The organism is Pseudomonas sp. R3.Fl (genome assembly GCF_023516765.1).
In the GTDB taxonomy this organism is placed as follows: Bacteria; Pseudomonadota; Gammaproteobacteria; order Pseudomonadales; family Pseudomonadaceae; genus Pseudomonas; species Pseudomonas citronellolis.
This window is the reverse complement of sequence record NZ_JAMGSO010000001.1, coordinates 2,812,512-2,831,050: the sequence shown is the minus strand read 5'-3', so window position 1 is coordinate 2,831,050 and position 18,539 is coordinate 2,812,512. Positions and strand designations below refer to the sequence as shown.

The 18,539-nt window shown below is 67.8% G+C and carries 15 protein-coding genes and 1 pseudogene; 3 read left to right on the top strand and 13 right to left on the bottom strand.

Annotation, left to right across the window (positions count from 1 at the left end):
* Positions 1-10 precede the first annotated feature (10 nt).
* The 10 genes and pseudogenes from M8R19_RS12300 to M8R19_RS33420 all read right to left on the bottom strand — a co-directional run.
* On the bottom strand, positions 11-1,693 hold the full coding sequence (locus M8R19_RS12300; protein WP_116426058.1) for a thiamine pyrophosphate-binding protein: 1,683 nt from the start codon (positions 1,691-1,693) through the stop codon (positions 11-13).
* Positions 1,686-2,483 carry an SDR family oxidoreductase gene (locus tag M8R19_RS12295; protein ID WP_249917937.1) on the bottom strand — a complete coding sequence of 266 codons (798 nt, stop codon included), beginning with the start codon at positions 2,481-2,483 and terminating at the stop codon, positions 1,686-1,688. The genes M8R19_RS12300 and M8R19_RS12295 overlap by 8 nt, the downstream gene beginning before the upstream one ends.
* Positions 2,480-3,301 (bottom strand): IclR family transcriptional regulator, encoded by an 822-nt coding sequence (locus M8R19_RS12290; protein ID WP_058071792.1) that lies wholly within the window; start codon positions 3,299-3,301, stop codon positions 2,480-2,482. Before M8R19_RS12290 ends, M8R19_RS12295 begins: the two co-directional genes overlap by 4 nt.
* Positions 3,302-3,305: 4 nt before the next feature.
* The gene (locus M8R19_RS12285) at positions 3,306-4,142 is read right to left on the bottom strand and encodes an alpha/beta fold hydrolase (protein WP_249917936.1); all 837 of its coding nucleotides are present in this window, start codon (positions 4,140-4,142) and stop codon (positions 3,306-3,308) included.
* 19 nt (positions 4,143-4,161) lie between these two features.
* Positions 4,162-4,695 carry a cupin domain-containing protein gene (locus tag M8R19_RS12280; RefSeq protein WP_116426055.1) on the bottom strand — a complete coding sequence of 178 codons (534 nt, stop codon included), beginning with the start codon at positions 4,693-4,695 and terminating at the stop codon, positions 4,162-4,164.
* Between the two features lie 11 nt (positions 4,696-4,706).
* Positions 4,707-5,468, bottom strand: a complete 762-nt coding sequence (locus tag M8R19_RS12275) for an SDR family oxidoreductase (RefSeq protein ID WP_249917935.1) — start codon at positions 5,466-5,468, stop codon at positions 4,707-4,709.
* A 10-nt stretch (positions 5,469-5,478) separates the two neighbouring features.
* Complete coding sequence (locus tag M8R19_RS12270) at positions 5,479-6,252, bottom strand: ABC transporter permease (protein WP_043315312.1); 774 nt, start codon at positions 6,250-6,252, stop codon at positions 5,479-5,481.
* A 16-nt stretch (positions 6,253-6,268) separates the two neighbouring features.
* Positions 6,269-7,267, bottom strand: coding sequence for an ABC transporter substrate-binding protein (locus M8R19_RS12265; RefSeq protein ID WP_249917934.1), 999 nt, complete (start codon positions 7,265-7,267; stop codon positions 6,269-6,271).
* Positions 7,268-7,287: 20 nt separating this feature from the next.
* Positions 7,288-8,130 (bottom strand): ABC transporter ATP-binding protein, encoded by an 843-nt coding sequence (locus M8R19_RS12260; RefSeq protein WP_249920173.1) that lies wholly within the window; start codon positions 8,128-8,130, stop codon positions 7,288-7,290.
* A 443-nt stretch (positions 8,131-8,573) separates the two neighbouring features.
* Positions 8,574-8,705 (bottom strand): annotated as a pseudogene (locus M8R19_RS33420) (hypothetical protein); the annotation flags it as partial.
* A 166-nt stretch (positions 8,706-8,871) separates the two neighbouring features.
* Between M8R19_RS33420 and M8R19_RS12255 the strand changes: the two are divergent.
* The 3 genes from M8R19_RS12255 to M8R19_RS12245 are packed head-to-tail and all read left to right on the top strand — an operon-like array spanning position 8,872 to position 13,948.
* The gene (locus tag M8R19_RS12255; protein WP_249917933.1) at positions 8,872-12,078 is read left to right on the top strand and encodes a toxin VasX; all 3,207 of its coding nucleotides are present in this window, start codon (positions 8,872-8,874) and stop codon (positions 12,076-12,078) included.
* The gene (locus M8R19_RS12250) at positions 12,075-13,010 is read left to right on the top strand and encodes a hypothetical protein (RefSeq protein WP_249917932.1); all 936 of its coding nucleotides are present in this window, start codon (positions 12,075-12,077) and stop codon (positions 13,008-13,010) included. The genes M8R19_RS12255 and M8R19_RS12250 overlap by 4 nt, the downstream gene beginning before the upstream one ends.
* The gene (locus M8R19_RS12245; protein ID WP_249917931.1) at positions 13,007-13,948 is read left to right on the top strand and encodes a hypothetical protein; all 942 of its coding nucleotides are present in this window, start codon (positions 13,007-13,009) and stop codon (positions 13,946-13,948) included. Before M8R19_RS12250 ends, M8R19_RS12245 begins: the two co-directional genes overlap by 4 nt.
* A 221-nt stretch (positions 13,949-14,169) precedes the next feature.
* Here M8R19_RS12245 and M8R19_RS12240 read toward each other — a convergent pair whose 3' ends face one another.
* The 3 genes from M8R19_RS12240 to M8R19_RS12230 form a co-directional block, all read right to left on the bottom strand.
* Complete coding sequence (locus tag M8R19_RS12240; RefSeq protein WP_249917930.1) at positions 14,170-16,611, bottom strand: TonB-dependent siderophore receptor; 2,442 nt, start codon at positions 16,609-16,611, stop codon at positions 14,170-14,172.
* Between the two features lie 295 nt (positions 16,612-16,906).
* Complete coding sequence (locus tag M8R19_RS12235) at positions 16,907-17,884, bottom strand: FecR domain-containing protein (protein WP_249917929.1); 978 nt, start codon at positions 17,882-17,884, stop codon at positions 16,907-16,909.
* Positions 17,881-18,381 (bottom strand): sigma-70 family RNA polymerase sigma factor, encoded by a 501-nt coding sequence (locus tag M8R19_RS12230; protein WP_249917928.1) that lies wholly within the window; start codon positions 18,379-18,381, stop codon positions 17,881-17,883. The genes M8R19_RS12235 and M8R19_RS12230 overlap by 4 nt, the downstream gene beginning before the upstream one ends.
* Positions 18,382-18,539 lie beyond the last annotated feature (158 nt).

The window sequence follows — 18,539 nt, the reverse complement described above, 5'->3', positions numbered from 1 at the left end:
GGCGGGGTCCTCAGGCCGTGGCCTTCTGGTGGCGGGTTTCCATGTTCGGCGGGCCGGCGAACTGCTTGGCGAAGTTGCCCACCGCGCACATGTCCACCTCCAGCAGGAAGGGGCCGTCGGCGGCGTAGGCGCTTTCCAGCACGCCGGCGAAGTCCGCCAGGTCCTTGACCAGCGCGTGGCGCAGCCCCACCGACTCGGCCAGGCGCGCGTAGTCCGGGGTGTGCAGGTCGACGTAGCAGTGGCGGCCGCCGTACACGGCGTCCTGGATGTTGCGGATGACGCCGTAGCGCTGGTCGTTCATCAGCAGGATCACTACCTTGGCCTTTTCCTGCACCAGGGTGGCGATCTCGCCCAGGTTGAGGATGAAGCCGCCGTCGCCGCACAGCGCGAAGACCTTGCGTTGCGGCGCGTTCTCCGCCGCCGCGATGGCCGCGCCTATGCCCATGCACAGGCCCTGGCCGATGCCGCCGCCGAGGGCGTGGATGCCGGCCTGGGGGTGGAACAGGTGGATCAGGCGGTTGCCCCAGATGCTGTTGGACAGGGTCACGTCGCGCACCCAGGTGAAGTCGCGGCCGGTCATGCCCTGCAACTGCTCGACCATCGAGGCGTAGGGGCCGAGTTCTTCCAGCAGTTGCGCGCGCGACTGCTCGCGCACCTGGCGCAGTTCCTCGGCGAAGCCCGGCTCGACCTTCAGCCGGCCCTCCAGGCGCTCGGCCAGGCCGGCCAGGGCCAGCGCCGAGTCGCCGCAGATGAACAGCTCGCTGTTGTAGCAGCGGCCCTCGATGGCCGGGTTGGCGTCGATGCGGTAGGTCACCGGCGGCAGCTTCAGGGCGTACTTGAAGGTCTCGTTGCTGCGCAGCCGCGAGCCGGCCACCAGCAGCGCGTCGCAGCCTTGCAGGAAGGCTTCCACCCGCTTGTTCTGGGAGAAGGCGCCGAGGCAGCGCGGGTCGTCCTCGTTGACCACGCCGCGGCCCTGGGTGGAGGTGATGACGCCCACGCCCAGGTCCATCAGGCGCTTCACTTCGCGGCCGGCGTGGCGCGCGCCGCCGCCGAGCCAGAGCATCGGCCGGCGCGCGCTGGCCAGGCGCTCGGCGACGCGGTCCAGGGCCTCGGCGGTGGGTGCGGCGACCGGCACCGGCAGCGGCGCCAGGTCTTCGGGCATGGGGATGTAGGCGGATTGGATGTCGATCGGGATTTCCACGCTGACCGGCCCGGCCGGCGCGCTCAGGGCGGTCTGCACGGCGAGCTTGAGGGTGCTCAGCGCGGTCTCGGCGCTGCGCACGCGGAAGGCCGCCTTGGACACCGCCTTGAGCATGGCCAGCTGGTCGCGGGCCTCGTGGATGTAGGCCAGGTCCTGGTCCAGGTAGGGCGTCTCGATCTGCCCGGTCAGGTGCAGCAGCGGGGTGCCGGCGGTCAGCGCCTCGACCAGGGCCCCGGCGGCGTTGCCGGCGGCGGTGCCGGTGGAGGTCAGGCACACGCCCAGGCTGCCGTTGGCGCGGGCGTAGGCGTCGGCCATGTTGGTGGCGCCGGCTTCGCCGCGGGCCATGACGAAACGGATGTTGCCGCGCACGGCGAAGGCGTCGAGGATCGGCATGTTGTGGATGGAAATCACCCCGAAGGCGGCCTTGACCCCGCACTGTTCGAGAAAGGCGGCGATGGCGGCGCCCACGGTGACCGAGTTTTCGTTACGCATGGCGGGACAAGCCTCCGGATACATCGATGTGGCTGCCGGTGGTGTAGGCCGACAGCGGTGAAACGAGGAACAGCAGGGCGTTGGCGGCTTCGCGCGGCAGGCCCAGGCGCCCCAGGGGAATCTGTTTGCTGCGCGCCAGTTGCGCGGTCCATTGCGCCCAGTCCAGCTCGCGTTCTTCGCGGGCCTCGAAGCGCCGGCGCCACTGGCCGGACTCCACCAGGCCGATGAGGATGCCGTTGACGCGGATGCCCCAGGGGGCGAACTCGACGGCCAGCGAGCGCACCAGGTTCTTCAGCCCGGCGCGGGCCGCCGAGGTGCAGACCATGTGCGGCTCCGGCTGGCTGGCGAGCAGCGAGTTGGTGCAGACGATGGCCGCGTCCGCCTGGCCTTCCAGCTGCGCCAGGAAGGCACGCACCGGGTGGATCACCGAGAAGAACTTCAGCTCCAGCTCGTCGCGCCAGGCTTCGTCGCTGGTCTGCGCGAAGGTGGAGACGCGGCCCTGGCCGGCGTTGCACACCAGCATGCTGGCGGCGCCCAGTTGCTGCTGGCAGCGCGCGGCGAAGTCGCGCACCTGGCCGGCGTCGAGCACGTCGCAGGGGGCGGCCAGCAGGCGCGCGTCGGGGAAGCGCTGGCGCAGTTCGGCTTCGGCTTGCGCCAGGCGCTCAGCGTCGCGGCCGCAGAAGGCCACGGCGGCGCCGGCTTCCAGCAGCAGTTCGACGGTGGCCAGGCCGATGCCGGAACTGCCGCCGGTGACCACGGCGACGCGGCCGCGCAGGTCGCACAGGCTCATGAATGCACCCTCTGCAGCGACAGGACGTTGGGGTTGGGCATGTGCCCGAGCAGGCCGGAGAGTTCCTCGGCGCTGTTGCGCACCTGGCGCACCAGCGGTTCCAGCAGGTGCTCGGCGATGCGCGTGGCGGGGATGGTTACGCCCATGGCGGCGCAGACCCGGCCGGTGTGGTCGCGCACCGGCGCGGCGACGGTGGAGATGCTCGCCTCGAAGAAGCCTTCGCTCAGCGCATAGCCGCGCAGGCGGTCGTTCTGCACCAGGTCGAAGAGTTCCTCGGTGCTGCGCGGGGTGCCCTCGGAGAAGCGCTCCAGTTGCTTCTCCGGGTACAGCTCGCGCAGCGCGGCGAGGTCCAGGTCTTCCAGGAGGATGCGCCCGAGCACGGTGGCGTGGGCCGGCAGGCGGGTGCCGACGTTGACCGCGCTGGTGAGGATCGACGGCGGCGAGATCTTCGCCACGTAGACGATGTTGCGCCCGTCACGCACCACCAGGTTGCAGGAGTAGCCGATGGCGTCGCACAGGCGGCGCAGGATCGGCTGGCCCAGCTCGGTGAGTTCCAGCGAGGCCAGGTATTCGAAGCCCAGGCGCAGCACCGCCATGCCCAGGCGGTATTCGTTGCCGCTGCGGGTGACGAAGCCCAGGGCCTCCAGGGTGGCCAGCAGGCGGAAGATGGTGGTGCGCGGCAGCTGCAGGCGGCGCGCCAGTTCCGGGGCGGTGAGGGTGCGGTCGTGGCGGGTGAACTCGCCCAGCAGCGTCAGGCCGCGTTCCAGCCCCGGAACCATGTAGCGTTCCTGGTTTTCGGTGAGGGTGTCGGTACTCATGGTTTCAGTCCTTGTCGAGGAAGCGGACGAGGTGTCCGGCCAGGGCTTCGGGGCATTCGATGGGGCTGGCGTGGCCGGCGCCGGGGACGAGCTGGAAAGGCGCCGCCAGCGCCGCGGCGACTTCACGGCAGGCGGCCGGCGGGGTGATGCCGTCCTCGCTGCCGCACAGCACCTCGACGGGCATCGGCGGGCGGCCCAGGCGCAGCAGGTCGTCGCCGCACAGCAGCTCCACCGCCTGGCGGTAGCCGTGGGGCTTGAGCCTCGCCATGTTCCAGCGCACCCAGGCCAGCGCCTCGGCACTCGGGCTGGCGCCGAGCATGGCCGGGGCGCGGCGTTCGGCGAGGCCAGCGATGCCCTCGCTGGCCAGAGCGGCCAGGCGCCGGCTGCGCACCGCCTCGCCTTCGGCCGGGCGCGCGCCGTAGCCGCGCGCCGGGCTCAGCAGCAGCAGGCGGGCGATGCGCCGCGGCTCGGCGTTGGCCAGGGCGAGGGCGGTCAGCGCGCCCAGGGAATGGCCCAGCAGTACGCAGCGCTGCACGTCCAGCGCGTCCAGCAGCTCGCGCAGGCGCAGCATGTAGGCTTCCGCCCGTGGCGCGGCTTCGGCCAGCGGCGTGGATTCGCCGTAGCCGGGGGCGTCCCAGGCGATGAGCCGCGCGCGCGCCTTCAGGCACTGCGCCAGCGGCAGCCAGGAGGCGGCGCCGGAGCCGATGCCGTGCAGCAGCACCAGCGCCGGGGCATCAGCCGCACCGGCCTCGCGCCAGGCGCTGACGACCTCGCCGTGGCGCACCAGGCGCTGCGGGAAGTCGCGTTCCAGGTCGGCCTGCCAGGCGGCCGCCGTGCTCATCGCCGTCATCGTCCGGCCCTCAGCGCTTGATGCTGGCCAGCGGGTGCTCTGGCGGGTAGGTCGGGGTGATCGGCTTCTTCGCCCCGAGCATCACGCACATCAGCGCGTCCTCGTCGCCGATGTTGATTTCCTCGCGGTACACGCCCGGCGGCACCGAGATCACGTCGCGGTCGCCGAGGATGGTCTCGAAGCGCTCGCCGTCCTTCTCCAGGATCACCTTGAGCTTGCCGCGCAGGACGAAGAACACCTCCTCCACGTCGACGTGCAGGTGCGGCGGGCCTTCATGCCCGGCCGGGATGACCATGGTGGAGAAGGTGAAGTGCTCGGAGGGGATGGTGTTGTTGTCGGCGTTCACGCCGGTGCCGCCGGTGCCGATGTAGCGCATCTGCGCGCGGCGGTACTTGGGGTCGTAGTCGGCCTGGAACTTCAGCGCGTTCCAGTCGTACTGGCGGGTGGAATAGCGCGCGATGCGCGAGTTGCACCACTGCTCGAAGCTGGTGTCGGCCGGGCGTTCCCAGCTCTTGGGTTGCGGTTGCAGGTTGAGATCGGTCATCGGTTTTCTCCTCAGAGCATGACGAACCCGCCGTTGACCGGCAGGGTCTGGCCAGTGACGAAGCGGGACAGGTCGGACAGGGCGAACAGCACGGCGCCGCTCACGTCCCCGGGCAGCTGCGCGCGCTGGATGGCGCGCTGACGGCGGTACAGCTCGTGGCGTTCGGCGGGGACGTAGGCGGTGGCCTCGACCTCCACCAGGCCGGGGGCGATGGCGTTGACGGTGATGCCGTCGGCGCCCAGTTCGCGCGCCAGGGTGCGCGTCATGGCGATCAGCGCGCCCTTGCTGGCGGTGTAGGCGAGCAGGTTGGGCGCGCCCCACAGCGGGGTGTCGGAGGCCAGGTTGACGATGGCGCCGCGGCCGCTTGCGCGCAGCGCCGGCAGGCAGGCGTTGGTCATCAGCCAGGCGCCGCGCACGTTGACTTGCATGACCAGGTCCCAGGTGGCGATGTCCAGCGCCTCGCCGGGCTTGCCGCCGGAGTTGGTCACCGCGGCGTTGTTGACCAGGCCGTCGAGGCCGCCGAGGCGTTCCACGGCGGCTTCCACGCAGGTTGTGATGGAGTGCGGCTCGCGCAGGTCGAGGGCCAGGCCGTCGACCGGCAGCCCCTGCTCGCGCAGGTTGGCGGCGGCCGCCTGGACCTCGTCGCCGCGCAGGTCGGCGATCGCCACGCGGGCCCCGGCGCGGGCCGCCGCTTCGGCGAAGGCCAGGCCCAGGCCGCCGGCGCCGCCGGTGATGAGCACGCGGCGCCCTTGCAACAGGTTGCTTGCAGTCATGGGTGCGTCCTCAGGCGGTGGCCAGGTTGGCCTTGGGCAGGTAGTGCAGGACGCGCTTCTCGGCCCAGACCACCGCGGCGTAGGCGAGCACGCCGATCAGCGTCAGCGCGACTATGGTGACGAACACCCCGGCGGTGTTGCCCTGGCCCTCGGCGTCCACCAGCAGGAAGCCCAGGCCCTTGTTGCCGCCGACCAGCTCGCCGACGGTGACGCCGATCACCGCCAGGGTGGAGGCGATGCGCAGGCCGGAGAACAGCGCGCTCATCGCCGAGGGGAACTCCACCAGGCGGAACAGCTGCCAGCGGTTGGCGCTCAGGGCGCGGACCAGGTTGATCATGTCCGGGTCGACGGTGCGGATCGCCGAGAGCACGTTGATCATCACCGGGAAGAACACGATGAGGATGGCGATGAGGATCTTCGGGTACACGGTGTAGCCCAGCCACATCACGAACAGCGGGGCGAAGGCCACCTTGGGGGCGATCTGCAGCGCCAGGATGTAGGGCGAGAGCATGGCTTCGGCCGACGGCGACAGGCCCAGGGCGACGCCGATGACCACGCCCAGCAGGGCGCCCAGGGCGAAGCCGACGATGATCTCCAGGGTGGTGATCAGGCTGTGCTCCAGCAGGTTGCCGGCCTGCCACATGGCCACGGCCTCCCGGGCCACGCGGGTGAGGTTGGGCAGGACGAACTCGGGCATTCCGAGCAGGCCCGGGCCCCATTGCCAGAGGGCGAGGAAAACCACCAGCAGCGCCAGGCTGCCGGCGCTCGAACGGGAAAGCGTCATGTGCGACTCCGGGTGCTTACTGTTGCGCCAGGCGGGCGGCGTTGGCCTCGACGAAGCGGTTGGTGTAGAGCTCGGCCAGCGGGGTGGCGCGCGGCACTATCTTTTCTTCGACGTAGAAGTGCGCGACCTTGGCCAGGCGCTGCTCGTCGATCTGCCCGGGGACCGCCTGGCCCGGGTACACGTGCTCGTCGTAGAGCCGGAAGATGCGCTCCAGCGAGGCCTCCTTGCCCTTGTAGGCCGGCACGGCGGCGGCGAAGGTGGCGGCGGCGCCCTTGGGGTCGGCCATGATGTCGGCCATGCCCTTGAGGGTGGCGCTGACCACGCCCTGGACCACGTCCGGGTGGTTGGCGATGGCGTCGTCGGAGGCGAGGATGGCCTGGGCCATGCTCTCGAACACCTGGTCCTGGGGCAGCAGCTTCGCCTTCAGCCCGGCGTCCTCGGCGTTGACGAACCAGTCCGGCACCCCGGCCATGGCCTGCGCCTTGCCGGCGGAGAACAGCTGCCAGACGCCGGCCGGGCCGGCGGCCTGGATGTCCACGTCGTCGCGGCCCAGGCCGGCCTTGCGCAGCGAGGCGAGCAGGGCGTAGTAGGTGGTGTCGGAGTAGGACATCACCGTCAGGGTCTTGCCCTTGAGCGCCTTCACCGAGTCGATGCCGCTGTCGGCGCTGGCCGCCAGTAGGGTCACGCCGCCGCCGCCGAGCACGGCCACGGCCTTCACCGGCACGCCATTGGCGCGCACCACGATGGGCGTATCGCCGATGGCGCCGCCGACCAGGGCGTTGCCCGAGCCGATCTGCTTGGCCACGTCGACGCCGCCCTTGCCGGCGAGGAAGGTCACCTTGAGGTTCTCGGCCGCGTAGTAGCCCTTCTGCTGGGCGATGACCCAGGGCGCGAAGGCCGGCGAGCTGGGCGGCGCCGGCAGCAGGTAGGTGACCTCGGTGGGCGCGGCGCTGGCGGCGCAGGCGCACAGGGCGAGCAGCGGCCCGGCGAAGCGGGAGAGCAGGGTGTTGCGCATGAGCGGGTCCTCGTGCGGGGTCAGTGGAGAAGGTCGTCGCCGACTTTCAGCAGGTCCATCAGGCGCCCGACCAGGGGGCCGGCGCCGGGCAGCTTGCGGCGTTCCAGGGGATTGTCGCGGTGCGGCAGGTCGACCTCGATCTCCTTGATGATGTTGCCGGGGCGGGCGCTCATGACCAGGATGCGGTCGGAGAGGGCGATGGCTTCCATGAGGTCGTGGGTGATGAACAGCGCGGTCTTCTGCTGCTCGTAGAGCATCTGCGCCAGGTCCTGCTGGAGGATCATCTTGGTCTGCGCGTCGAGGGCCGAGAACGGCTCGTCGAGGAACAGCACCTGCGGGTCGATGGCCAGGGTGCGGGCCAGGGCCGCGCGCTGGCGCATGCCGCCGGAGAGCTGGAACGGGTAGTGGTCGCCGAAGCCGGCCAGGTGGCACTTGTCGATCAGCCGCTCGGCCACCGCGCGCCGCTGCACCGCGGCCACGCCCTGGATCTCCAGGCCCAGCTCGACGTTGCGGCGGATGCTGCGCCAGGGCATGAGCAGGTCCTTCTGCAGCATGAAGGCGACCTTGGCCACCGGCTTGACCACCCGCTCGCCGCCGACGAACACGGCGCCTTCGCTGGGGGTATAAAGCCCGCTGCCCATGTTCAGCAGGGTGCTCTTGCCGCAGCCGGAGGGGCCGATGATGGAAACCACCTCGCCCTTGCGGATGCTGAAGTTCAGCCCTCGCACGGCGAAGGGCGCATCGCGCTCGCCCTTCTTCGGGAAGCACTTGCCGACGTTCTCGAAGACGATCTCCACGTCGGCCGGCCGCGCACCTTCCTGGCGACGCATGGGGTCGGTTCCCCGTTCTACGACGGCGTACATCTCTTGGGTGGCAGCCATGTTCCTCATCTCGCTTTGTTTCATATACGGTGCGTTGATTTATGCATGAACAATGCCACGTGATTTTTCTCTCGGAGACTTTTGTTTATTCCTTATTAATCAAATAGTTGTGCGTTTCCGCTGTGAAACGTCCGATTGTTTCACCCATGAAATGGTTTTTCGAAGGCACTGGGAAATTTCTGCACAGCGCGGTAGCAGATCGGTTGCGGGTGCTACCTATCAGTGCGCCATCAGGGGAGGCGCGGCGGGAAGGCGAGGGGGACTGTGTAGGAGCGAGCTTGCTCGCGAACAGGGCCAGCCGGCTGACTGCGTGGCTCTTCGTTCTGCCCAACGGCCCCCTCTCCCTGAAGGGCGGGGGCCGTCCGTGCATGGGGGAAGAATCGAGTACGCCGGCCAGCCCGGCAGGCGTCTGACCGGGTCTACGTTTACAAATGCGCTTTGGCACACTCCGCCAGCACCGAGCACGGCCTCCCTTGCAGGGTCATATGCACGCGGTGGGGGAAGTCCTTGAAGCGCTTGGTCAGGTAGGCCAGGCCGGAGCTGGTGGCCGACAGGTAGAGCCTCCTGCCTCTACTCACCACGTTCAAACCCGGGTCGGTACCCAGCCCAATCCACCCCGGATTTTTCACGCACCAATACGGGCTCAAGCCGACTTCACCTCCCCTATTCGAACTGCTGCCATGCCGGGTTATCCCGCCTCGGCGGTTCGTACAGGAGCGCTTCATGATCAGCAACCCCAACCGCCTGCACGGCATGAGCCATGACGACGCCCGCAACCCGATCGCCAGTTGCCCGGCGCGCCAGAACGAGCTGTACGTCGTCCCGGCGCGCTACGCCCTGGCCGAGCACCCCGCCCGCCACGTCAGCCTGCAACCGGCCGTGCGCGCCAGCAGCCACCCCATGGCTCTGCGCCGCCTGCGCGGTGGCTTCCTCTACCTCTGGCATGGGCAGGGGCCGCTGCAACGCTATGCCGTGGCCGCCGACGGGTTGCTGCAGGCGCAGCCGCTGACGGCCGACGAGAGCGTCCTGCTGCACGGCAGCCAGGCCGGCTTCGCCCTGGACAAGCGCCACGATGCCTGGCTCCTGTACAGCGAAATCCCCCTCGGCGCAGACGCCTGCGCCCAACTGGCGGAGGCCGGCATCCGCCAGCAGCGTATGCGCCACGTTGCCCTGGGCGAGGTCGCCCTGCGCCTGCAGGCATCGCACTGCCCTCCGCTCGACGCAAGTGAAACGCTGCTGGCCGAACTGATGCCGGAGGTCCGCGAGCGCGTTCTGGCCAAGGAACATGCGCAGAACCGCGAGGCGGACAAACGACGGACCCGGGAACTGGCCGAGCGGATGAAAACCGCCCCCACCCAGGAGAACGTGCGCGCCTATATCCACGCCATGGAGTGGTACAACGCCGGCTCACAAGCCGCCATGCGCCACCCCCGGGCCGAGCAGGAGGACGCGCCGGGCGCCTGGAGCGCCCAGGTGTGGGAAGTGCCAGCCACCTCGGCGTGGCTGGACAGCGCACGCAGCGAGGCCGGGGAACTGCATGCGGTGCTCGCCGCGCTCGACGACGACCTGGGCGTGCTGCGCGACCTCAACCACGAGCAGGAACAGCTGGAAGCCCGCCACGAAGCCTGGATGGCCGACAACAACCTGCGCCAGAACGTCGGCGGCTTCATCCGCAGCCTGGTCCGCGAGGACGGTGGCGAGCTGGCCAGCCTGCTCAATTACCGTTACCGCGAACACGATATCCAGCTCACCCCCGAGCAGGGCGAGCAATTGCTCGCCGCCCAGGCGCCCCTCAAGGCCCTGCTGGACGAAGAGACCCAGGTCAACGTCCACGAGCGCCAGCGCATCGGTCACGCCGCCGCCGACGAGCGCATCGCGGATATCGCCCGCCGTCGCGAACACCGCCTGGCGCCGCTGCGCGCCTTCATCCCCGCCGAGCTGCAGCAGCAGGTACAGGACATCGTGCGCGACTACCGCCAGGACAAGGCCAGCCAGCTCGCCGGCGGCCGGGCCAGCGCCAAGGTCGCCGAATACATCGACCTGGAACGCATGGATCGCTGGCTGGACGAGCAGGCCCCGGCGCATTTCCGCCAGGTCGAGGCCCGCCATGCCAGCCTCTATGCCGACCGCCAGGCCTTCCTGCCGCGCCACGACCTGGGCAGTTGGTTCGTCGAGCACGACAACCCGCAGCACCAGCGCTGGCTGGACGAACTGGCCGACGCCTGCCTCAGCGCCCAGTGCCATCGCCGCCAAGGCGTCGAGCAGTTCAGCGACTTCCTGCGCGCCAAGGACGGCGGCGTCTTCCGCTTGCTGTTCCTGGGCTGGAGCCCATCGCTGGAAGCGGCGGTGAACAACACCGCGCGCCTGGGCGAGCTGCAGGCGGCGCTCGCCCAGGACAACCTGAGCGCCACCCACGAGGCCCTGAGCCGCCTGCTCGGCGCCGCGACCGTGCAGGCGCTGCAGCGCCTGGCCAGCGACGTCGACGGCTACTGGAGCCTCACCGTGGCCCGCCTGGGTGCCGTGCTGCTGGCGCTGCAGCAGAAGGGCGTCCTGCCGGGGCAATGGCTGGGCACCCTGCTGGTCACCCGCCTGAGCGCCGGCGCCCCGCTGGTCCGCACCCTGAACAACGGCGTGGCCACCTGGCGCCTGCTCGGCCAGCAGGCGCAACAGCTCGGCCAGTGGGCCAACAACACCGCCCAGGCCATCGGCCAGGGCCGCGCCGCCGGCATCCTGCAAAGCCCCGCGGTGCAGAACAGCGGCGGCTTGCTGCCGCTGGCGGCGCTGCTGGTCAACGCGCTCAATGCCGAGAGCTACCTGGCGCAGGCCCATGCCCTGGAGCGGATGGATACCCAGCGCCGGGCCGAGAGCATTTCGGCCACGCTCTATGCGGGAGCGGCATTGGTGGCGGTGGTGCAGAATTGGGTGATTGTTGGCTGGGGAGTACAGGAGTTCAACTTACGTGGGGTTATCGCTCCAACTCTGACACTGTTTGGTGGGTTGGTGGGATTCCTATCCCTAACAGCAGCAAGTACGGAGTTTGTGGCACTACAGATACAAATAGAAGCGACTCAGAGCAACATCGATCCCTGGGTGGAAATCCGCCGGCTAGCGGTGGCTGGTCAGATCGGCACCTATGCTGCTCAGGCTGCGCTGGGGCTGGGGTTGACCGGTATGCGCCTGTTCAATCGCATCGACACTCCTACAGCCATCCGCCGCTTCCGCCTGGGCATGGGACCGATCAATTTGCTGCTGCTCGCATTGGGAGGCGTGTACCTGTACGCCTGGTGGCGACAATCCACACCGCTGCAGCAGTACCTGGCCAACTGCTGCTGGTCCAAGGCTCGCGCCGGCAATACCGATCCCATTCCCGCCGAGCAGCAGCAACGGGAGTTCGACCAGTTGCTGATACTGCTTTACCAGCCACGCGTCAGCGTGGACAGCAAGTCCCAGCGGGTGCCCGGCTCCCTGGGCGACACCGTCAGCCTGGAAGCCATCCAGCGCCTGACCATCGACCTGCCGGGTGCCGAACCGTCCAGTGTCGAACTGGAGTTGGGCCTGATCGGCACTCCCATACCCGACCACTTCCGCATGTTCCGCAGCAACGACCAGCCCAACCTGGATATTGGCGATCTCTGGCTCGAGCGCAGCCAATGCACCTGGATGCCGGCGGACCAAGGCCAAGGGCTGCGCCTGAGCGGCACCCTCCACCAGGCCCAGGTGCGCCTCTCGCTACGCCTGCGCTACCACAACCCGCTGGCGGATCTGGCCGGTATCACGACCATTGGAGGAGAACAGGGCTTGGCCTATGTCCTGACGGCGGAAAGTGCACCTGTCACATTGCGCCCCGGCGAACCTACCCCGGAACTGGACCGTGCACAAACCTACCGCCTGACTGGCGAGAACCACCTGCATCCCAAGGAAACTCGATGACACTTCCCCCCGCCGGCAGCCAGAAGCAGGGTCTGTTCTCCCGCGAGGACTACCTGGCACCTCCGGCCATTCCCACCGGGCAACCTCCAAGGGATGTGCTTAATACCATCTGGCGCAAGAACGAGGTGTTTCTCGATATCGGCCAGTACAGCATTGGCTCGTTTGTAATAATGCTATGGCCGCAGCTACTAATAGCCATCTGGTTACTCATCAATGTACGAGATAACGGCGAACTCTTCTCGATGTTCAGCATATTGTTCTCTTTTGTTATTGGTATTCCTCTGTTGATGCTCCTCTATAGCCTGGCCAAGCCTGTATCACTTCCCACCCGCTTCAACCGCCAACGCCGCGAAGTCTGCGTACCGCAGAAAGACGGCAGTTACTGGATAGTGCCTTGGGAAACCGTAGTGGCGCAGGCCATTGCCATGGACTCGGTGGGACGCCATGGCAAGACCACCCAAGGCATGCTGGTGGTGGGTTTCAAGAACCCGGACCCGAATGCGAAGGAAGGCGAACGGGACTGCAGCATGGGGTTCAGTTGTGGTGGCGGTACTACGGCGATGCGCCTTTGGGAATGCATGCGCAGTTATATGGAAGTCGGGCCGGAAGCAGTCTCCGACAACCTTTGGCGCCTGAACAGGAAGAAAGGAATCCTGGCCAGCTATATCGATGATGTTATCGAGGCGGGGAAAACCAAGGGCTGGCTGCGGGCGTTGCTATGGGAAGGCTTCTGCGGGTTGATTGTGTTCAACACCTTGCTGATCGACCTGATCGAGCGAAAGAAACTCTCACCCCCTCCCGACCTGACCGATCCCAATATCGTCGAATGGTCTAAACCCCTGCCACCCGAACAATGGGCCAAACGCTCCCCTGAGTGGGACGAAGCCATTCGACAACGTGAGGCGGAATTGGCAGGGAAGGCTGCGACGTGACCTTGCCCCCCGCCAGCAGCCAAAAGAAGGGCCAGCTCTCCCGCGAGGACTACCTGGCGCCACCGGCCATTCCCACCGGGCAGCCCCCAAGGGATGTACTTAATACCATCTGGCGCAAGAGCGAGGTGTTTCTCGATATCGGCCAGTACAGCATTGGTTCGTTTGTGATGATAGTTTGGCCTTTAATATTGTTATTTTTCCTGATCAACGACATGCCATCTCTGGATGAGTCACAGGAAATACAAGTGCTCTATTGGTTTGGTTTCTTCTGCTTTGTTGCTTTCCCTATTCTCATATTGCTTTATGCATTGATTCAATCACCTCCTCCTCCCACCCGCTTCAACCGCCAACGCCGCGAAGTCTGCGTACCACAGAAAGACGGCAGTTACTGGATAGTGCCCTGGGAAACCGTGGTGGCGCAGGCCATTGCCATGGACTCGGTGGGACGCCATGGCAAGACCACCCAAGGCATGCTGGTGGTGGGTTTCAAGAACCCGGACCCGAATGCGAAGGAAGGCGAACGGGACTGCAGTATGGGGTTCAGTTGTGGCGGCGGCACAACGGCAATGCGCCTGTGGGAATGCATGCGCAGTTATATGGAAGTTGGGCCGGAAGCTGTCCCCGACAACCTTTGGCGCCTGAACAGGAAGAAAGGAATCCTGGCCAGCTATATCGATGATGTTATCGAAGCGGGGAAAACCAAGGGCTGGCTGCGGGCGCTGCTATGGGAAGGCTTCTGCGGGTTGATTGTGTTCAACACCTTGCTGATCGACCTGATCGAGCGAAAGAAACTCTCACCACCTCCTGACCTGACTGATCCCAATATCGTCGAATGGTCCAAACCCCTACCGCCCGAGCAATGGGCCAAGCGCTCCCCCGAATGGGACGAAGCCATTCGACAACGTGAGGCTGAGTTGGCGGGAGAGGCTGTGACGTGATACGCCCCATTCCACCGAGCAGCAGCGGGAGTTCGACCTGTTGCTGATACTGCTTCACCAAGTTCCCTGGGCGATACCGTCAGCCTGGAATCCGCTCGCTCCTACTAGGGAATGGCCGCCCTCACCCCAGCCCTCTCCCGCGTGTCCGGTCCTGGGGAGGGAATGCGGCGGGCGGAAGAGGGCTGGGGTGAGGGGCCGCCCGCGGTGCGGGCGGCTTGGGCTCAGAACTGGTAGTTGACCGTGGCGGTGACGTTGCGCTTTTCGCCGAAGTAGCAGTAGTCGAGGTTGTAGCAGGAGGCCACGTAGTCCTTGTCCAGCAGGTTGTTGGCGTTGAGGCTGACGTCCAGGCCCTTCATGCCGAGCTTGCCGAGGTCGTAGCCGATGCGGGCGTCGACCAGGGTGTAGTCGGGTACGCGCAGGGTGTTTTCCTTGTCCGCCCAGGTTTCGCCGACGTAGCGGGCGCCGCCGCCGATGCTCAGGCCGTCCAGCGGGCCGGCGTCGAAGGCGTAGTCGGCCCAGACCGAGGCCATGTGCTTGGGCGCCTGGTTCGGGGTGTGGCCCTGGTTGCCGTCCAGCGCCTTGCTGTAGGTGATGTCGGTGTAGGTGTAGCTGCCCAGCAGCTTGAGGTTCTGCGTCGCCTGGATGTGCGCTTCCAGTTCCAGGCCCTGGGAGCGGATCTCGCCGACCGAGGTGTAGAAGTTGTCCTGCGGCTCCTTGGTGGCCACGTTCTCCTGGGTGATGTGGAACAGCGAGGCGGTGTACAGGCTGGCGCTGCCCGGCGGCTGGTACTTCAGGCCCAGTTCCCACTGCTTGCCTTCGGTGGGCTCCAGCGGGGTGCCGTTCTGGTCGGAGTAGGCGTTGGGGTTGAACGACTCGGAGTAGCTGACGTAGGGCGCCATGCCGTTGTCGAACAGGTAGAGCACGCCGGCGCGGCCGGTGAATTTCTTCCAGTCGTCGTCGGCCTTGCTGCCGCTGCTGCGGTTCTTGTCTTCCACCGTCACCCAGTCCTGGCGCATGCCCAGGGAGAAGCGCCAGTTGTCCAGGTCGATCAGGTCCTGGGCGTAGACGCCGGTCTGCTCCAGGCGGCGGGTGTGGTTGTCGTCGGGGTAGTAGCTGATGGCGGCGTTGCCGTAGACCGGGTCGAAGGCGTTCAGCGGCGCCACCGAGCCCGAGGACCAGTCCACCGAGGTGTGCCGGCGCTGGTAGTCCAGGCCCATCAGCAGGGTGTGCTGCGCCGCGCCGGTGGCGAATTCGGCCTGGGCCATGTTGTCGATGATGTAGGCCTCCAGGCGCTCGCGGGCGCCGGAGAAGTAGCGCGTCAGCTCGTTGCTGTCCGCGGCGGTCCAGCCGTAGCCATAGACTTGCGCCAGGCTTACGTCGGACTCCAGGTAGCGGAAGTTCTGCCGCGCCGACCAGACGTCGTCGATGCGGTGCTCCAGCTGGTAGCCGAACATGCGCTGGGTGCGGTCGAAGTCGTCGATGCTCGGTTCGCCGTCGAAGAAGTCGCGGTCGATCTTGCGGCCGTTGTGGTGGTACAGCGCGCCGTCGGCCGGCACGCCGCTGTGGTAGCCGCCGTTGGGGTCGTGCTGCAGGTAGCCCTGGAGGGTCAGGGTGGTGTCGTCGCTGAAGTCGATGGCCAGGCTCGGGGCGATGGCGTAGCGCTCTTCCTTGGTGTGGTCGAACTGGGTGTCGGCGCCCTTGCCCAGGCCGACCACGCGGTAGGCGATGCGTTTCTCCTCGTCCAGCGGGCCGCTGAAGTCGAAGCCCAGTTCGCGCTGCTGCATGTTGCCGACGCTGGCGGTGACCTGGTGGTAGTCCTCGTACAGCGGCTTCTTGCTGGTCAGCGCCACCAGGCCGCCGGGCAGGCTGCGGCCGTAGAGCACCGAGGACGGGCCCTTGAGCACGTCGATGCGCTCGAGGAAGTACGGGTCGACCTGCATCGAGCTGAAGGTGCCGCTGTCGCCCATGGCCTTGAGGCCGTCCAGGTAGATGTTGTCCACGCTGTTGTCGGCGAAGCCGCGCATGACGATGTAGTCGTAGCGGTTGGAGGCGCCGACCTGGCCGGTGAAGATGCCGGGGGTGTAGCGGATCGCCTGCTGCACGGTCTTCGAGCCCTGGTCCTGGATCTGCTCGCGGGTCACCACCGAGACGCTCTGGCTGGTTTCCAGCAGGGCCTTGGAGGTCTTGGTGGCGATCTGGCTGTGGGTGGCCAGGTAGCCGTCCTCGCTGCCCAGCGCGTTGCCCAGGGCGAACACGCTGGTGGCCGGCAGGGCCAGGGCGTCCTGGGGCGCGACGCTGCGCAGCACGTAGCTGCCGTCGCCCTGGTCTTCGGCCTGCAGCGGGGTGTCGGCGAGCAGGCGGGCCAGGCCCTGGTCCACCGAGTAGGTGCCGTTGAGCCCTTCGGACTGCAGCCCGGCGGTCTGCTGCGGGGTGGCCGAGAGGGTGATGCCGGCTTCGCGGGCGAAGCTGTTGAGCACCTCGCCCAGGGGCCCGGCGGGGATGGCGTAGGCGCGGCTGCGGGTGACGCTGGCGGCGTCGGCGGCCCAGGCCGTCAGGGGCAGGGCGCTGCCCAGGGCGGCGCACAGCAGGGCGCCGCGCACGGCGATGGAGAGGCGGCTGGCGGGGGAGTTCGGGGCGGGAGATCGGGCCGGGACTGCGCGCATGGAGGGGTATCCGTCAGGGCGGGAAATGGGAGGGTTTATCTCCATGCCGGCCGATGATGGAAAACCCGACAAAAATAATTCTCATCCGCGAAAATTTCCGATGGCGCCCATGCGGCTCTTCGTAGGAGCGAGCTTGCTCGCGAACAGCCCCGGCACCGATCTCCAACCCGTCGTCCCCGCGAACGCGGGGATCCAGAGTCTCTGGGTTCCCGCGTTCGCGGGAATGACGGGGGAAGGTGCGGTGCGAAGCGAGTTCGCGAGCAAGCTCGCTCCTACAGGTACAGGGGAGTGCGGCTCAGGTGCGGGCCTCGATGGTCACCCACCAGTCGCTGCGGCGCATGACGCGTACCGGCAGGGTGCGCGGCAGCAGGTCGAGGAGTTTGTCGGTGTCGTCCAGGCGGAACACGCCGGACAGGCGCAGGTCGGCCACCAGCGGGTCGCAGCCGAGGTGGCCGTGGCGGTAGCGGGCGACCTCGGCGAGGAAGTCGGCCAGGCGCATGTCGCGGCTGACGATCAGGCCGTCGGCCCAGGCGCTGCTGTCCATGCCGCTGGCGGCCAGCGGGGTGGCGCCGTTGGCGTCGACCAGGTAGCGCTGGCCGGCCTCGGCCACCGTGCTGGTCTGGCCCTGGCGGCGCGGGGCGATGGCCACGGCGCCCTGCTGTACGCTGAGCAGGGTGTCGCTCGCGTTCTGGCGCAGCACGAAGCGGGTGCCCAGGGCTTCGAACAGGCCGTCGCGGTTGCGCACGCGCAGCGGCCGGGCGGGGTCCTTGGCGGTGCTGACGAGGATTTCGCCGCGCTGCAGGACCAGCAGGCGCTGCTGCGGGGCGAAGAAGACGTCGACGGCGGTGTCGGTGTTCAGTTGCAGTCTGCTGCCGTCGGCCAGGACGAAGCGCTTGCGTTCGCCGATGCCGCTGGCGTAGTCGGCGCTCCAGCGCTGCCAGGGGCCGAGGTCGCGGCTCAGCCACAGGGCGGAGCCGCCCAGGGCGACCACCGAGAGCAGTTTCAGGGCCTGGCGCCGTTGCAGGCGCTGGCTGCCTTTCTCCAGGGTTTCCAGGGCCACGCGGCTGCCCGGCACGCTCTGCAGGCCGCTGCGCAGTTCCTGGTTCAGCGACTGCACGCGTTGCCAGGCCAGTTCGTGCTCGGCGTGCTGGGCGCGCCAGTGGGCGCAGGCTTCCTGCACGGCCGGGTCGGCGCCGCCGGAGAGGCGCAGCATCCACTGGATGGCCTGCTTGACCACTCGGGCATCGGGTTGCAGTTCGGCGGTGGCGTTCATTCGGCGTAGCGCGCCTGGTAGCAGTGGAACAGCGCCTCGGCCACGTAGCGCTCCACCGAGCGCACGGAAACCCCGAGCCGTTCGGCGACCTGCCCGTGGGGCAGGCCCTCGCACTGGGCCAGCAGGAAGGCGGTGCGCACCTTGGGCTTCAGGCCGTCGAGCAGGCGGGCGATGCTTTCCAGCAGTTCCAGGAGCATTTCGCGGGTTTCCGCCGAGGGCGCTTCCGCCTCCGGCAGGTGGGCGATGGACTCCAGGTAGGCGCGCTCCAGCTCCTCGCGGCGCCAGTGGTCGATCACCAGGCCGCGGGCGATGGTGCGCAGGAAGGCGCGCGGGGTGCGCAGCTCCAGCAGCTCCTGCTTGAGCAGCACGCGCAGGAAGGTGTCCTGGGCCAGGTCGGCGGCATCCGCGGCGTTGCCCAGGCGGCTGCGCAGCCAACCGTGCAGCCAGCCGTGGTGGTCGCTGTACAGCTGGTCGATGTCGAGGGTGGAGGAGGCCATGGGCGCCGGGAAAGATGAAGAATGATAATTCGTCGCATTTTCATCAACGCACTGGCCATTTGCAAGCGGGACGCGGGCGGGTCTTCCTGTAGGAGCGAGCTTGCTCGCGAACAGCCCGGCACCTTTCTCCACCTCGTCATTCCCGCGAACGCGGGAAC

Bases quoted from the DNA above. Each gene is read 5' to 3' on its own strand.
- M8R19_RS12235 (WP_249917929.1), bottom strand. From the start codon at position 17,884: ATGAACGCCACCGCCGAACTGCAACCCGATGCCCGAGTGGTCAAGCAG.
- M8R19_RS12290 (WP_058071792.1), bottom strand. From the start codon at position 3,301: ATGAGTACCGACACCCTCACCGAAAACCAGGAACGCTACATGGTTCCG.
- M8R19_RS12280 (WP_116426055.1), bottom strand. From the start codon at position 4,695: ATGACCGATCTCAACCTGCAACCGCAACCCAAGAGCTGGGAACGCCCG.
- M8R19_RS12295 (WP_249917937.1), bottom strand. From the start codon at position 2,483: ATGAGCCTGTGCGACCTGCGCGGCCGCGTCGCCGTGGTCACCGGCGGC.
- M8R19_RS12265 (WP_249917934.1), bottom strand. From the start codon at position 7,267: ATGCGCAACACCCTGCTCTCCCGCTTCGCCGGGCCGCTGCTCGCCCTG.
- M8R19_RS12285 (WP_249917936.1), bottom strand. From the start codon at position 4,142: ATGAGCACGGCGGCCGCCTGGCAGGCCGACCTGGAACGCGACTTCCCG.
- M8R19_RS12255 (WP_249917933.1), top strand. From the start codon at position 8,872: ATGATCAGCAACCCCAACCGCCTGCACGGCATGAGCCATGACGACGCC.
- M8R19_RS12300 (WP_116426058.1), bottom strand. From the start codon at position 1,693: ATGCGTAACGAAAACTCGGTCACCGTGGGCGCCGCCATCGCCGCCTTT.
- M8R19_RS12250 (WP_249917932.1), top strand. From the start codon at position 12,075: ATGACACTTCCCCCCGCCGGCAGCCAGAAGCAGGGTCTGTTCTCCCGC.
- M8R19_RS12270 (WP_043315312.1), bottom strand. From the start codon at position 6,252: ATGACGCTTTCCCGTTCGAGCGCCGGCAGCCTGGCGCTGCTGGTGGTT.
- M8R19_RS12230 (WP_249917928.1), bottom strand. From the start codon at position 18,381: ATGGCCTCCTCCACCCTCGACATCGACCAGCTGTACAGCGACCACCAC.
- M8R19_RS12240 (WP_249917930.1), bottom strand. From the start codon at position 16,611: ATGCGCGCAGTCCCGGCCCGATCTCCCGCCCCGAACTCCCCCGCCAGC.
- M8R19_RS12275 (WP_249917935.1), bottom strand. From the start codon at position 5,468: ATGACTGCAAGCAACCTGTTGCAAGGGCGCCGCGTGCTCATCACCGGC.
- M8R19_RS12260 (WP_249920173.1), bottom strand. From the start codon at position 8,130: ATGTACGCCGTCGTAGAACGGGGAACCGACCCCATGCGTCGCCAGGAA.